The organism is Colwellia psychrerythraea (assembly GCF_000764185.1).
Lineage (GTDB): Bacteria > Pseudomonadota > Gammaproteobacteria > Enterobacterales > Alteromonadaceae > Colwellia > Colwellia psychrerythraea_B.
The window spans coordinates 322,901-336,689 of sequence record NZ_JQEC01000002.1 but is presented as its reverse complement, the minus strand read 5'-3'; the positions used below and the strand labels follow the sequence as shown (position 1 = coordinate 336,689).

Sequence of the window (13,789 nt, the reverse complement as noted above, 5' to 3'; positions counted from 1 at the left end):
ATATTTATTGAACCTTTGTTTTGCAATAACATTGACATCATTCTCTTCTATTTTTTTGAATAATGGTTGCAAGTCCGCAGAGTGTAGAGAATTAAGGATTTGAGCAGTTCTTTGAAATTTGGTTAAAGCATCAACGGCTTCTTTTATTGACTCGTCAATTTTTCTATTTACTTCTAATTTTACAGTTGATGTTGTGACGTGGTGCAGTTGACTTGAAGAATAAAGGTTTTTGAATGTGTTGAATATTATGTTATCTCAATTTCACTTTGTACGGATGTAACTACATGTCAAAATAGGACTTTTTATTACATGTATATCAATAATGATTTTCAGTTATGAATTAGTAATTGTTTTACTAATTCATATAACTCCAAAAAGCTATGTTGGAAAGAAGCCTTTATTACCTTCATTAGTTCCTGTGAATTGAGTGATCTTTTCTCCTTTAGAAAACGCTTTTGGTATAGATCTTTTGTTCTCAATTACAATAACTTACTTCGCCTTCCATTTTGATAAACACTAACCCTTTGTACTTAATAGATAAGTTAAAGAGCTTATAGGTAGGTGCTTAGAGTGAAAAATAGCGAGATTTAACTCGCCAACTTTTTTGATTTATCATCGATAACCTTTGTAGTTTTCTTATTCTCTTTGCCGTCACCAACACTGTCACCCTCTAGCGCAATGGTATGTTTGGCTACAGAAACTTTAGCGGCTAAATAGTCATTATTGTGCTTATTAGAGAAAATACCTGTTGCTACTGCTTGCCTCACTATAATTCCGGCCTGAGTTAACGAAGCTACTTTTTCGGGGTTATTTGTCAGTAAGTCAATTTCTTTAATACCAAGAGTTGTAAGTATTTGAGTTGCAACGGTAAAATCACGTAAATCATGAGCAAAGCCTAATGCTTTATTAGCTTCAAATGTGTCCATACCAGAGTTTTGTAGACGATATGCATCAAGTTTATTGTATAAACCAATACCACGACCTTCTTGACGTAAGTACAGAATAATACCACCAGTTTTAGCCATTGTTTCAACAGCTTCATCCAATTGTTTACCACAATCACAACGCGCTGAATGAAATATATCACCTGTTAAGCACTCAGAGTGTACTCTAACTAAAGGTACTTCATGCTTATCGAGGACATTATTAAATAACAGTGCAACATGCTCTTTATCATCTTTTAAATCTGTAAAGCTTACAAATTCAGCTTGATGAAGATCATTTTTGCCAATGGGAATCATTACTTTATTACGAACTTTTGCCATTTTGGCTCCTGCGGGGTTAAATAAGTGGCCTTCCAAGTCCATCTCACCCTTAACTGATTACACCTCGACGAATTTCAACAGCTAAAACTAACTAAAGTTCAGGTTACATAAATGAAATGGCTGACCAAGCACCTCAGTGATATCATGGCAACAAGTGTCATCAAATAGATGCCTAGCCATAAGTATTTAACTTTAAATTTTATCGTTTATCAAGAATGACACAAAATTTATTCAATTATTGCCCGTATAATCTATAGGGTAGGTTATAAGCAAGACTGAGCATTCCTACTTTTTATTACTCGTCCAGATCATCAATTAATGTATTGGGTGACGAGTACCACTTACATTGTTAATGTTCGACCATATGGCTGCATAAAATTTAGTTCAGGCCCAAGAGGTACTATGCCCGTTGGATTTATATCTAAATGGCTCATATAGTAATGGTTTTTTATATGTTTCATATCGACAGTTTCCGCAACACCTTTAACTTGGTAAAGCTCGCGTACGTAATCAATGATGGCCGGATAATCTGCTAATTTTTGTTTATTACATTTAAAATGATAATGATAAACCGCATCAAATCGGATTAAGGTCGCAAATAAACGCCAGTCAGCTTCGGTTATCGTGTTTCCTGTTAGATACCTACGTTCAGATAAAATAGTTTCAACCCAACTGAGAGCATCAAATAAATATAGAGTGGCACTTTCATACGCTTTTTGTGTGGTTGCAAACCCTGAACGATAAACACCATCGTTAATGTCTTTGTATACCCTAGTATTGATTTTATTTATTTCACATTGTAAATGCTTAGGGTAATAATCATCTAGATTATTAGTCAGTTGATTAAAGGCGGTGTTAAACATTCGAATAATATCTGCTGACTCATTACTGACGATTTTCTGCGTCTGTTTATCCCAAAGTATTGGTACCGTATAGCGTCCTTGATAATTAGAGTCTGATTTAGAATATAACTCACTCAAATAGTTAAAGCCATAAAGTGAGTCAGTCATTTGCCAGCCTTTTTTTAGCAGCAAATAGTCGACAACTGTGATATCAATATAATCTTCAAGTTGTTTTAATACCCTAAAAATTAATGTTCTGTGTGCCCAAGGACAAGCCAGTGAAACATAAAGATGATATCTATATTTTTCGGCCTTAAATCCAGATACTCCGGTGGGTCCAGCTGAACCGTCTGCTGTAATCCAGTTTCTAAATACACTGACATCACGACGAAAGTCCCCTTGTTCACTTTTAGCTTTATTCATTTTTTAATGCATTTAATCCTGTAAAATAAGTATTTAACCTAAATCATACTTTTAACTATGTTAGACTAATCAATGGCTTAGTGTGTGTGATCAAAAGTTTTTTGGCACATCTATTAATACAATCTCACAATCTGATAATGCTGTTAACGTGATAACCCCGCTTTTAACCACTTCTGCGCCATCACCTTTAGCCATAACAATGCTATGTTTTGGAGTCATCGATTTAATTTCAAATTCTCCATTTGATGCCAAAATGTAAGCCTGATTAGTTATTACATGCTCAATATCAGTTCCTTTAAGTAAATGACCACCAAAAATTCTAACCCCCTGATTAATAAATGCAGCGTGTTTTCTATCATCAGGAAAACCTGAAACAAGTAAGAACAACTTATTATCAACTGCTTTAGTTGGGAACTTTTTACTTTCCCAACGGGGTTTTATCTCAGGAATACTCGTTTCTATCCATATCTGATAAAGAGTGAGGGGGACATGGCTGTGATTATATTCAGAGTGGACAATACCACTTCCAGCGCTCATAACCTGGATTTCGCCCGCTTTAACAACACCTTTGTTTCCCTCACTGTCCTGATGAGTTATTTCACCCGAACGTATGTATGTAATAATCTCCATATTACTGTGGGGATGGGCACCAAAGCCACTACCTGGCTTAATGATATCATCATTAATAACTCGTAAGGCGCCAAACCCCATACGTCGTGGATTATAGTAATTAGAGAAACTAAAATGATGGTTTGACTTCAACCAGCCATGATTAGCTGAGCCTAATTTTTTATATGGATAATGTGTAATCATATGGACCTTATTGATTCGAAACTAACTAGATTTGTAAAGATTAAATTTAGTTAGCTACCCCTAAGCTCTCTGGTAGCATACAACAAGTAACTAAAATCAATCGCATTATGACCTATAATGTCGTCCATTTTATTTTGTAAAACCAGAAACCACCTTATACGATTCAAAGGAGTCTCGAAGTTCATCCTGACTAATGCAATACCCTTGCGGTGCTTTATCCCCACATGTGCATTTATTGTCATTATCTGTTCCACATTTTTGACGAACCATTTCTAAAATATATTCAGGCCCTAAATTACGATTACTAGCAACAACAGCCGAGGTAGGCTGAATTCTTTCTTGCTCATAATCTTTAAAAGCTTTGGCAATATTATCTCTGTTTATATCTAAATGTTTAACAATGGCAGTTACATCTAAAATGGCTTGGCAGGCCCCATTTGATCCAATGGGGTACATTGGATGCGCGGCATCTCCTAATAAGGTAATACGGTTATCACTCCAACTAGGTAGAGCATCACGGTCAACCATTGGGAATTCCATGATTTTTTCAGCATTTTTAAAAAGCGCATTATGGTCAAGGAAATCTATATCCCAATCACTGTAATCATCTATGAAGTCTTCTGCCTTAGCCTCTTTGTTCCAGTCAGCCTTATCAATCATCTTCTTGCCACGAACTTCTGCAACCCAGTTAACAAGAGGTTTTTCTGATTTAGTATCAATAGGGTATACGATTAATTTGAGATCCCAGTGCCCGAATGAAAGCATGGTTTTACCATCGAGATATGGCTTCATATATGTCATTCCACGGTACATGGTGATACCCGAGTACTTTAATTCATCTCCTTGGGGATACATTTTTTTTCGGACAACGGAATGAATTCCATCACAGGCGATCATCGCATCACCTTGATAACATTTAAAGTTATCTACGCTATCTTTGTCACCACAATGTATTGTTACCAAAGAAGCAGTTTGTTCATATTTTTTTAGGTGGTGTGAGTAATGAATTTTATCCGCGCCAATCACTTGTTTTACTTTGTCAAGTAACACCATCTGAACTAAGCCACGATGAATAGACAGCTGAGGCCAATCATAACCCGCATTGCGACCTCTAACATCAGATAGAATTTGTCTCCCTTGCGGCGTATAAAAATTGTAATGTGACGTTTCAACTCCCCCCTTAATTAAATCATCCGTAATATCTATTGCAGCTAACTCTCTTACAGCATGTGGTAAGAGGTTAATGCCTGCGCCTAATGGTTTAATCTTTTTTACTGATTCAAATATTTCAACATCGATACCTACTTTATGCAATCGCAGTGCCAGTGTTAGGCCACTTATGCCTGCTCCAATTATGAGTATTTTCATGTAAATCAACTTATATCTTTTATAGTTATTTATTAATCAGTAAGTTGCTATATAACTTAGGTTGCTATATAACAGCCTAAGTTAGTATAAATTAAACATTACAGGTCTTTTTTGTGATATTACTGCTATCGAGTTTTACTTTTCAGAGATTATCGAAGCTACACAAATGTTATTTACAGGTCATTAAACGACCTCTATGAGGCTATCTATTCTCTTGAAGGATTGACGTAATATTTCATCCACGTCTTTCATGGCAAGTTCTTCTGCGTAAGCAAAATCTATGTTGTTGATACCTATAAAATTCAAGGTATCAATTAAGTAATTTGTTTGGGTATCTTTTGGTGTCCCTTGGTAAAGACCGCCGCGCGTTGTCGCAATAGTGACCTGTTTAACATTATTCACCATGCCAACTGGTCCAGTGTCTGTATAATTGAACGTCAATCCCACTCTCAATACATAATCAATCCAAGACTTGAGTGTTGAAGGTATAGTAAAATTGTACATAGGAACCCCAAGTACAATATAATCAACTGATTTAAGTTCGTTAATCAACGTATTTGATAACTCTACTTCTTGCTGTTGCTCAATCGACAAATCGGCACTATCTTCAGCCATAAACGCAGTAACTGTTTGAGCTGTTAAATGCTCAATAGGCATAACAGACAAGTCTCGCTCTATCAGTTCAATGTCACCAAACCGCTTTTTTAAAGAACTAACAGTATGATCTACCAATTTAGACGATTGACCTTGATTAGAAAAAATAGAGCTTTTAATGACTAGTACTTTTTTCATTTTATATTCCTTTGTAACAATAATTTAATGTTAATAATCTTCATGACAACAGTTTACATTTGTTACAATCATAAAAAAGTCATCTTTATTGATAATAACAATCAGTAAATTTGATGTATTATTTATTAAGGAAAGTAAATATGCCAAAAGTAACATTAGATCAATGGCAAATGTTTCACGCTGTAATCAATGAAGGAAGTTATGCTCAGGCAGCCAATAAATTATTTAAAAGTCAATCCTCTATCACTTATGGTATACAAAAGCTTCAAGAGCAGTTAGGCGTTCGTGTATTGGTTATTAAGGGCAGAAAAGCGGTGTTAACAGAGGAAGGGGCGGCATTATTTCGTAGCTCAAAAACACTTTTGAAAGAAGCGAATGAATTAGAGCAAACCGCCACAAATTTATTACAAGGCTGGGAGGCTAAAATAAAAATCGTCGTTGATGCGATATTTCCCACTATCATTATAACTGAAGCATTAACTGGACTAGCAGATATATCACCCAGCACTCGGATTGAATACAGTGAAACGGTATTATCCGGTACGAGAGATCTACTCATAGATGGATCAGTCGATATTGCTATTATGGATAATGTCCCTCCTGGTTTTTTAGGTAAACCTCTACTTAATGTTGAATTTCAACCCGTAGCCCATCCAAATCATTCATTACATAAATCTGACAAATGTATTTTACTAAATGAATTAATAAAAGAGAGACAAATTGTTACCATGGACTCCGGTAGAGAAAGAAGAGACGCGGGCTGGTTAGGGGCTGAAAAACGCTGGTCTGTGAACCATATGCATATTGCGATCGAGCATGTCAGTCAAGGTTTAGGTTTTGCCTGGTTACCCCTGACGCGAATTGATAAGCATATAGAAAATGGCTCTTTAAAGGCCATCTCTTTAAAAAATGGAGGAGCACGTTATGTTCAAAGCTACATAGTTTTAAAAAATCCTGAACAGACTGGTCCTGGCATCAATAAATTAGTCGATACCTTAATCGAACTAACCGCGCTATATTTAAAGAAAAAACAAGTGTCTTAATATATTTAAGATGTACTACGCTAAAGTGAATTTTAGCGTAGTACTTAACATTTTATTCCTTGCTCTAACTAGTTATCACGGCCTTATGTTCAAGAAATAATGCATCATGTAACCTAGAAAGAGTCTCCGCTGCCATGACTTCGTTGCTCAAAATCATGCCGTATCCCCCATAAATACCCTGATATTGAAAATTAGAAAATCGTATATTGATATTAATTTTTTTCAATAAAACCACGGCTTGCTTAGTTAAACTTGAAACCCTGCCCCTCGGTCCTATGATACCTAGCCCAAAGAGGCTAGACGCAAGTAAATTTGCTCTTCCAGAAAAGTAATGGAGTACGCTGTGAGTTAAATTAACTGGAACTATCAGGTAAAATTGATAAGCTAAACCGTTTGGGTACTTAATTTTAAAAGTATGAAAATCACATTGAGTTAGCTGCTTTAATTTAAGGACATCTGTGTCAGACAGATGATTGATCTCAATTAAACTTTGTTTATGTAGGCTAGTTATAAAACACTTTTGATTAATAGTTGTTGGGCTCTCTATCTTAGTGAAGCAAGCATCATTTTCAAAGCTACTACGCATAATTATTTTTATATCAGTCCCTTCAAGTGCTTCTAGGGTTTTAGTATGGAGGATAGGGCTACCGAGTTTAGTGAGTAAACTTATTTGTTCTCGACACACACTAAGATATTGAAGAGCGTGTTCAACATCATGAGGATCCGCACTGTATATGCCTTTAGTATCCTTCCATATTGTGACACTACTGGCATCACAATAGCGGGCAATTAAAGTCGCACTATAATCACTACCATTCCGCCCAAGGGTAGTGGTATAACCTTCAGTATCTTGGGCAATAAATCCAGTCACTACATTAAGTTGTGAATCGTTCAATTTTTTTAAGTTAATTTTGTTTTCTGGGTGTGCTAATTTGCCATCATTTACTAACAAGAGATCTCGGGCATCAAATGCTATAGCGTGATAGGATAAATGATTTAAATATTGTGATAGCAGCCTTGCTGACCACACTTCGCCATAAGCTAATAAGCATTTCTCTTTTAAATTTTTTTCTGCTATTAGCTTCAAAATAACACTAAAGTCCTCATTAATAGTATGTATTTCAGGCTTTTCTACTTTACCCTCCAAAAGTTCTTCAATCAATTTTGTTTGAAAGTCTTTTAATTGCGTTATGGTGCTAATGACTCCTTGATTATCAGCATCTTTATAATATTGCCACAGTTTAACTAACATATTTGTTGTTTTACCTGCGGCAGAAACAACTATAATATCCCCAAATTGGCAATAAGAAGTTATAATATTTGCTACAGCCTGATAATGTGTGGCTGTACTTAAACTAGATCCACCAAATTTATGTACTGATCTGTTCATTTTTATTCTCTATTTCATCTACTAAATAAGTAAAAACATAATTAATAGCCACTACAATATTGAGACATGATGAATAAAATACCCTAGATAAAATGAGCCTTATGCTAGGGTATTTTATTATTTTTGGCACATAAATATGTGTTATCTGTACTGCGTGATATGAATAATGTTATTACTCATAACTTTTTTCATAGTTATGACTTAAATCGTTTATGGATCTATCCACTAAGCATTCAATTGAATGAGTTCGAATTTTTTTTGCCAATTGATTAATGATTAAGTTAGGATTACTGTGCTGAAAGATATTGCGTCCTGCACATAATCCTGTCGCTCCAGCTTTCATAACCAATTCAGTATTGTCGATGAATTCTTGATCATCAATAATATCACCTCCAGCAAAAAAAACTTTAATCAAGCCATTTAACATTAAGCTATTAATGTGTGATTTATTTTCAGGAATAGCTATTTTTATTGCATCAACACCAAGTTCGACCGCGGCGTTTGCTAGTTTTAGCATTCGCTCATTTTTTTCAGTACTATCTACACAATCCACTTTGTCGTACAACATAGTTAATACTGGCAAGCCATACTTATGGGCTTCATCGACAACTTTTCCAATAGTGTCTAAGTTATGAGCAAAGTTATTATTAGTAAAGTTAACTTGAATTGAAACTGCATCAGCTCCCAATCTGATTGCCGCCTCAATACTAGTAACGAGTTCTTTGGTATCTGCTGTTTTTGAAATAGCTAGCATTCCATTTAATTGAACAATAACTCCGGCATTTCCCTTAATTACATTATTTACGACTAATGATTCAAGCATGCCTTTATGAACTATTATTGCACTAACATTTTCATTGTTAATCCATCGTTCAATATCATTAAAGTTATTAATCCCTTTTATCGGCCCCATAGTTAAACCATGGTCAATAGGCACTATTAACCCTGAATTTAACCCTTGAAATAACAAGCGGCGCTCGCGTAACTTTCGTCCAATATAGCTCATATTCAATCCTTTAAAGTATGATTATTTCTCAATAATATCTTCATCTATTTTTATACCTACATGCCTGCCAACGTCTGTAAAGTGGCCTAATACTTTATCACCGGCTTTTAAATCAGATATATTTAGAGGTTTTGCTTCATCAGAGAAAATACGAACATGCCAATCATCTTGCATTAAGATACTTATTACTTCGCCGCTTGGAAATTCAGCTTCTATCAGTCTTAATGGTCGTTGTTCTATTTTCATTCGTCCAACCGGAACGGTTCTGACACGACCTTTTGAGTTAACCAACATTACAGTTGAACCTGATTTCAGTTCGCTCATATAATCAGTTAAGTTATCAACGTTGTAGACATAACTATGTACCGCACCCGCATTAATTCTAAATGGTCTTAATTCCATATACGGAAGGAAGTATACTTCTGGGCAACATAAAAACCCGCCTTGCGAAGTTGAACCAACAATCATACCTTCATCATCGTCAAATAAAGTAGCAGTGTCTATACATGCTCTATAACCCATACCAACAGGTTCAGATTTTGTAATAGTTCCGACCTGTAAAGACAAAGGCTTATGTTCACGTGCATCAAGTCTATTACTAAAGTCACTTAATATTTCATGATCGTTTGGAGAGAAAATAACCCCCTCAGAGCCATATTCCATTACGTTCAAGCAAACAATCGCGTCGTCAGAGTCATTTGGATCTTTAATTTCTTTTAGCAGAATAGTCTTGGTATTTTGTAGTGACGCAATCACTAACTCTAATGGAATATTCGTAGGGTCTTTAAATAAAATAGTTATAAAATCAAAGCCTAACCCTTCGTTTATTGAACTATGTAAGCTGGCATTATCATCAACATAAGAATCGTAACATGTCTGGTATCCTGCATTCTTGAATTCACTAACAACACTCGCTGCAACATAACTAACAACGTAACGGTTACCTTTATTTTCAAGAAATAGCTTGGCGTATTTTGATTCATTAAAGGCCTTCACATCACTTTTATTTTTTAGTTTAAGGATGATTTTCATTCTTGCAGGAGAAGCCTCTAAAAAGGCATCTAAACTCTTGTTTAAGTAGACAATTAAGCCCGTATATTTCATGTTTACAATACGAGTGTAGATATCATCCGTTGGTGATTCATTTTTCAGCTTGGCAGTATCAAACCAAATAACAGGTCCATCTAATCCTTCGCGTTTATCGCCAATGTTTTTGTCAATATTTTCAAGTCGAATCGCTTTACGTTTACTAATATTTTCTTTAGTCGCGAATTTTTCGTTGGTAGTGTTTTTGATTGTTTCTGGCGCACTTTCAATTGTTTGCATGTTAAATCCTTTTGTATGATAAATAGTTGAAATAATATTTTTTGTATTATATAAAATGTAAAAAATAACTAATTTTCAGTTATCTGTTACATGTTGTTTTGCCTTCATTTACATCTTATTTACTAGTATTTTTACTCTTTTTTTCAAACGGGAACACATCAAGCACATCGTATTCCCAAACATTGGTTGGAAAAATAACCACAAGTCGCGCAACCTTATCACCCACATTAATAAAAGAATGTGGCGCCATAGCAGGTATTTGCATGATATAAGGTGCTTTTACAACAAAAGTTTCCTCACCTACAGCATATTTAATCGTTCCATCAAGTAGTACATGAGACTCTTCTCCTGGATGGGTATGCATTGGGGGTGAACCCCCAGGTTGAGTATTGGTAACACCCACACTCAAATTGTTATACCCGTAACGTTTCCCTTCCATAACATGGACATGCTCTCCGGGTCCAGGGTGTAATAATGGTAAATTATTGAGCGGCACGGCATAATCTTCTACTGATGAAATAGTAGGTTTCTCATATTTAGATGGTAAAGAAAATGTTGCTAACGGTGTATAAGGGTGATGCTGAGCATGTAATAATTTTTTAGCCTCATCAATCGCAGTTACTCGTTCACCATGCTCGATTCGCTCCCCCTGTACAGCATCTGCTTGAGTATAAGTAACTGGACCTGGACCTGGCGCTATTTTCCCGTGATTATCATGGCTAAACGCAGATTTAGACATAATCATCATTAAGGTTACTTGTATAATTTTTGTGGTACTGACTTGAAATGAATTCATCATTTATGATCCAATTGGGCCATAAGATCATCAGATACACGCCAATGTTCAACAATTTTTCCAGCTTTTATATACTCGACCTGCATTTGATTAATTTCAACTGTTTTACCGGTTGCAGCAACACCAAAGAGCTCACCAAGATGGGTGCCGTACATAGTGCATCTTATGGCGACTTTATCTTCCGTGACAACCATGTCATTAATTTCAAACCTAAGATCAGGTAAGCCGGTTCTCATTGCAATAACAATGGGTTTAAAGCCTTCAGGTCCAGGGAGTGGATTAGGCATCCCTGGAGTATGATTAATGTATTTAGGACTCATTATCTCATCGAGTACAGCTAAATTCCCTTCATTCCATACTTCATGATAATAACGTTTAATTAGCTTTATATTGTTATCAAGTATCATTATTCACTCCTAAGTTATGCATAAAGGTAAAATCAGAGCGGATAGGGATAAAGGATGCTATTTCACGTGGTGCTCTTAATAAATCAGGCAAAGCGCGCTCATATTCAGTACGATAAGATTTATATCTTTGTACATTGAAGAAGTCATCACGATCAGTCCATGTTTCATAAAGCATAAAACGGCTTGGATCATCAATATCCTGATGAAGAACTGTATTAATAAAAGTAGGCTCAAAGCGCATCGCGTCTAATACAGGTGACAGCAATTTCTGATACGCATCTTCACAACCGGGCTTAACCCAATTAGTAACTAAAATGGTAAGAGGTTTCATATTACTTCCTATCGGCAGATAAAACCGCCATCAATATTTAAAATTTGGCCATTGATATGCTTTGCTCTATCTGAACAAAGCCATGCAACAGCCTCAGATATATCTTCTGGAGTAGAAAGTCGTCCTGTTGGACTATTATCACGGTTAGCTTGCTGCTGTTCTTCACTCCACAAACGACTTGTCATCGCGGTATTTTCTACACTACCCGGTGCGACACCATTAACGCGGATATTTTGTTGTGCATAATCCATCGCTCCACAACGAGTTAGCGCATCAACCCCAGCTTTGCTAGCGGTATAGATACTTGTGCCTGGTATGCCCCCCGTTGAAATATCTGATGACATATTAACTATGGTGCCACCGCCAGCAGCCTGTAATGCCGGTATTTGATATTTCATTGATAACCAAACACCTTTCAGGTTTATTTCCATAGTATTGTCGTATGTCGCTTCATCTAATTCAGCTAATGGAGCAAATTGACCTTCAACACCAGCATTGTTAAAGGCACAATCAAGTTGCCCATAACTTTCAACTACTGAGTCTACAGCGAGTTTTACGTCAGCTGCATTGGCCACATCACCAATAATCACAATAACCTTACCGCCAATAGTTCGGATCAAATCAGCTGTTTGTTCAACAGTCTCCTTTGTTCGGCTAAATAATGCGACATTGGCGCCTTCTTTTGAAAACAATAATGCAGCTGCACGTCCTATTCCAGCCCCAGCTCCTGTGATCAATATGTTTTTATTTTCTAATAATTTAATAACGTGTACTCCTTTAAAAGCTTTTACATAAAAGCCTGTTATAATGATATTGCTGAAAAACTCTTTTCTGTCATCAATACTGCTTATGTTCATTCCTGATATACAGTACCTATTAAAAAATTTTCTTAAAGGTTAATTTTTTAATGTTAACTATCTAAAAATTAAATCTATTTTATTTGTACCCACAAATAAAAATTAAAAGCATGATTATATCTAGGTAGATATAATGTAAGCACCTTAGACACCGCATTATGACCCCATCAATAACATTCACTTATGATCACTTTAATTATTTAAGAAGATCATCATGCGACGAACACCACAACAATGGCTTATATTTTTTAAAACCCAAAATTAAAGCCATTTATCAGTAAAACAATTTTGCTTTGAGCAAGGCCTATCAACTTCTAACTTTTACAAAAATAAAGCAGCCGTCACATCTAAAACATCAATCACCACAACGGAAGCATCACCGTTTTCTAACGTTTATTTACATCGAGGCCCCATTGTTTTCTGCTCGAAACAACGCAATAAATTGAAGCTACTTTACTGGGATAAAACGGATTTTTGTTTGTGGTACAAACGCCTTGAAAAAGATAAGTTCAAGTGGCCTAAAAACATGATTTGGCTACGTAACATTGATGGAGAGCAGTTACATTACTTGCTGAGAGGCGTTGATATTAGTGCGATAAATCCCCATAAAACATCGAGTTCGACTCGGATATTTAGGCGTTTTTGTTATATATCGCCATGAAAAATTATCCATTTACGCTCAGTAACGAGCAATTAATTCAGCGTATTTTAGTGCTTGAAGCTCTGTTGCCTGAACAGAGAAGTGTGCTTGATGATAATGAAAAAACACTACAGATTAATCAATAATCGTTTGACGATACTCCCCAAAAAAGGCGCTGAACTGACCAGAAAATCAGATGAAATAGCCACGCTAGAAGAACATTCGTTACATGACTCAACAGCGCTTTGGTGCTTCGAGTGAAAAATGGTCACCAGGGCAACTAGGTTTATTCGACGAAGCAGAAATACTAAGTGATGACGCTGAAGAAAGTACAGCGCTTGTTCCTGCCCACCAGCGTGGCCGAACTTATGTTAGGTGACTTTAGCGGTACGTTAATGACAGATGGTTATGCTGTTTACGCCGCGGTTGCTAAAACCAATGACTTAACGCATTTGGTTGTTGGGCACATGCCAGGCGTTATTTACTGATA

The 13,789-nt window shown here is 36.0% G+C and carries 17 protein-coding genes; 5 read left to right on the top strand and 12 right to left on the bottom strand.

Annotation, left to right across the window (positions count from 1 at the left end):
* Positions 1-587: 587 nt before the first annotated feature.
* From ribA to GAB14E_RS20910, 5 genes are all read right to left on the bottom strand, one after another.
* Positions 588-1,265, bottom strand: coding sequence for a GTP cyclohydrolase II (gene ribA, locus GAB14E_RS0122440; RefSeq protein WP_081967681.1), 678 nt, complete (start codon positions 1,263-1,265; stop codon positions 588-590).
* Positions 1,266-1,606: 341 nt separating this feature from the next.
* Positions 1,607-2,530: a glutathione S-transferase family protein gene (locus tag GAB14E_RS20895; RefSeq protein WP_052093400.1), complete on the bottom strand. Its 924-nt coding sequence runs from the start codon at positions 2,528-2,530 to the stop codon at positions 1,607-1,609.
* A 90-nt stretch (positions 2,531-2,620) separates the two neighbouring features.
* Complete coding sequence (locus GAB14E_RS20900; protein ID WP_033080416.1) at positions 2,621-3,343, bottom strand: pirin family protein; 723 nt, start codon at positions 3,341-3,343, stop codon at positions 2,621-2,623.
* A 129-nt stretch (positions 3,344-3,472) separates the two neighbouring features.
* Positions 3,473-4,711 (bottom strand): FAD-dependent monooxygenase, encoded by a 1,239-nt coding sequence (locus GAB14E_RS20905; protein WP_033080415.1) that lies wholly within the window; start codon positions 4,709-4,711, stop codon positions 3,473-3,475.
* 183 nt (positions 4,712-4,894) lie between these two features.
* Positions 4,895-5,503, bottom strand: a complete 609-nt coding sequence (locus GAB14E_RS20910; RefSeq protein WP_033080414.1) for an FMN-dependent NADH-azoreductase — start codon at positions 5,501-5,503, stop codon at positions 4,895-4,897.
* 140 nt (positions 5,504-5,643) lie between these two features.
* On the opposite strand from GAB14E_RS20910, the gene GAB14E_RS20915 reads away from it, so the two are divergent.
* Positions 5,644-6,546, top strand: coding sequence for a LysR family transcriptional regulator (locus GAB14E_RS20915; protein WP_033080413.1), 903 nt, complete (start codon positions 5,644-5,646; stop codon positions 6,544-6,546).
* A 64-nt stretch (positions 6,547-6,610) separates the two neighbouring features.
* On the opposite strand, the gene GAB14E_RS20920 is transcribed toward GAB14E_RS20915, so the two are convergent.
* The 7 genes from GAB14E_RS20920 to GAB14E_RS20945 all read right to left on the bottom strand — a co-directional run bounded on the left by GAB14E_RS20920 (position 6,611) and on the right by GAB14E_RS20945 (position 12,659).
* On the bottom strand, positions 6,611-7,936 hold the full coding sequence (locus GAB14E_RS20920) for an amino acid kinase family protein (RefSeq protein ID WP_033080582.1): 1,326 nt from the start codon (positions 7,934-7,936) through the stop codon (positions 6,611-6,613).
* A gap of 172 nt (positions 7,937-8,108) precedes the next feature.
* Positions 8,109-8,942, bottom strand: coding sequence for a class I fructose-bisphosphate aldolase (locus GAB14E_RS20925; RefSeq protein ID WP_052093399.1), 834 nt, complete (start codon positions 8,940-8,942; stop codon positions 8,109-8,111).
* A 21-nt stretch (positions 8,943-8,963) separates the two neighbouring features.
* Positions 8,964-10,268 carry a 3-dehydroquinate synthase II domain-containing protein gene (locus GAB14E_RS20930; protein WP_081967670.1) on the bottom strand — a complete coding sequence of 435 codons (1,305 nt, stop codon included), beginning with the start codon at positions 10,266-10,268 and terminating at the stop codon, positions 8,964-8,966.
* Between the two features lie 115 nt (positions 10,269-10,383).
* The gene (locus GAB14E_RS23835) at positions 10,384-11,067 is read right to left on the bottom strand and encodes a cupin domain-containing protein (protein ID WP_052093398.1); all 684 of its coding nucleotides are present in this window, start codon (positions 11,065-11,067) and stop codon (positions 10,384-10,386) included.
* Positions 11,064-11,471, bottom strand: a complete 408-nt coding sequence (locus GAB14E_RS20935) for an ester cyclase (protein WP_033080412.1) — start codon at positions 11,469-11,471, stop codon at positions 11,064-11,066. Before GAB14E_RS20935 ends, GAB14E_RS23835 begins: the two co-directional genes overlap by 4 nt.
* Positions 11,461-11,802 (bottom strand): putative quinol monooxygenase, encoded by a 342-nt coding sequence (locus GAB14E_RS20940; RefSeq protein WP_052093397.1) that lies wholly within the window; start codon positions 11,800-11,802, stop codon positions 11,461-11,463. The genes GAB14E_RS20935 and GAB14E_RS20940 overlap by 11 nt, the downstream gene beginning before the upstream one ends.
* An 8-nt stretch (positions 11,803-11,810) precedes the next feature.
* Positions 11,811-12,659 carry an SDR family NAD(P)-dependent oxidoreductase gene (locus tag GAB14E_RS20945; RefSeq protein WP_052093396.1) on the bottom strand — a complete coding sequence of 283 codons (849 nt, stop codon included), beginning with the start codon at positions 12,657-12,659 and terminating at the stop codon, positions 11,811-11,813.
* A 358-nt stretch (positions 12,660-13,017) separates the two neighbouring features.
* Between GAB14E_RS20945 and tnpB the strand changes: the two genes are divergently transcribed.
* From tnpB to GAB14E_RS25045, 4 genes are all read left to right on the top strand, one after another.
* Positions 13,018-13,320, top strand: a complete 303-nt coding sequence (gene tnpB / locus GAB14E_RS25640) for an IS66 family insertion sequence element accessory protein TnpB (RefSeq protein ID WP_081967669.1) — start codon at positions 13,018-13,020, stop codon at positions 13,318-13,320.
* Positions 13,317-13,445: a hypothetical protein gene (locus GAB14E_RS25435; RefSeq protein ID WP_269429088.1), complete on the top strand. Its 129-nt coding sequence runs from the start codon at positions 13,317-13,319 to the stop codon at positions 13,443-13,445. Before tnpB ends, GAB14E_RS25435 begins: the two co-directional genes overlap by 4 nt.
* A gap of 83 nt (positions 13,446-13,528) precedes the next feature.
* Positions 13,529-13,678 carry an IS66 family transposase gene (locus tag GAB14E_RS25050; protein WP_081967668.1) on the top strand — a complete coding sequence of 50 codons (150 nt, stop codon included), beginning with the start codon at positions 13,529-13,531 and terminating at the stop codon, positions 13,676-13,678.
* A complete protein-coding gene (locus tag GAB14E_RS25045) occupies positions 13,668-13,787 on the top strand; it encodes an IS66 family transposase (protein ID WP_197061138.1) in 120 nt (39 codons plus the stop codon). The genes GAB14E_RS25050 and GAB14E_RS25045 overlap by 11 nt, the downstream gene beginning before the upstream one ends.
* Positions 13,788-13,789: the final 2 nt, after the last annotated feature.

Bases quoted from the DNA above. Each gene is read 5' to 3' on its own strand.
- ribA (WP_081967681.1), bottom strand. From the start codon at position 1,265: ATGGCAAAAGTTCGTAATAAAGTAATGATTCCCATTGGCAAAAATGAT.
- GAB14E_RS20895 (WP_052093400.1), bottom strand. From the start codon at position 2,530: ATGAATAAAGCTAAAAGTGAACAAGGGGACTTTCGTCGTGATGTCAGT.
- GAB14E_RS20900 (WP_033080416.1), bottom strand. From the start codon at position 3,343: ATGATTACACATTATCCATATAAAAAATTAGGCTCAGCTAATCATGGC.
- GAB14E_RS20905 (WP_033080415.1), bottom strand. From the start codon at position 4,711: ATGAAAATACTCATAATTGGAGCAGGCATAAGTGGCCTAACACTGGCA.
- GAB14E_RS20910 (WP_033080414.1), bottom strand. From the start codon at position 5,503: ATGAAAAAAGTACTAGTCATTAAAAGCTCTATTTTTTCTAATCAAGGT.
- GAB14E_RS20915 (WP_033080413.1), top strand. From the start codon at position 5,644: ATGCCAAAAGTAACATTAGATCAATGGCAAATGTTTCACGCTGTAATC.
- GAB14E_RS20920 (WP_033080582.1), bottom strand. From the start codon at position 7,936: ATGAACAGATCAGTACATAAATTTGGTGGATCTAGTTTAAGTACAGCC.
- GAB14E_RS20925 (WP_052093399.1), bottom strand. From the start codon at position 8,942: ATGAGCTATATTGGACGAAAGTTACGCGAGCGCCGCTTGTTATTTCAA.
- GAB14E_RS20930 (WP_081967670.1), bottom strand. From the start codon at position 10,268: ATGCAAACAATTGAAAGTGCGCCAGAAACAATCAAAAACACTACCAAC.
- GAB14E_RS23835 (WP_052093398.1), bottom strand. From the start codon at position 11,067: ATGATGAATTCATTTCAAGTCAGTACCACAAAAATTATACAAGTAACC.
- GAB14E_RS20935 (WP_033080412.1), bottom strand. From the start codon at position 11,471: ATGATACTTGATAACAATATAAAGCTAATTAAACGTTATTATCATGAA.
- GAB14E_RS20940 (WP_052093397.1), bottom strand. From the start codon at position 11,802: ATGAAACCTCTTACCATTTTAGTTACTAATTGGGTTAAGCCCGGTTGT.
- GAB14E_RS20945 (WP_052093396.1), bottom strand. From the start codon at position 12,659: ATGAACATAAGCAGTATTGATGACAGAAAAGAGTTTTTCAGCAATATC.
- GAB14E_RS25435 (WP_269429088.1), top strand. From the start codon at position 13,317: ATGAAAAATTATCCATTTACGCTCAGTAACGAGCAATTAATTCAGCGT.
- GAB14E_RS25050 (WP_081967668.1), top strand. From the start codon at position 13,529: ATGACTCAACAGCGCTTTGGTGCTTCGAGTGAAAAATGGTCACCAGGG.
- GAB14E_RS25045 (WP_197061138.1), top strand. From the start codon at position 13,668: ATGTTAGGTGACTTTAGCGGTACGTTAATGACAGATGGTTATGCTGTT.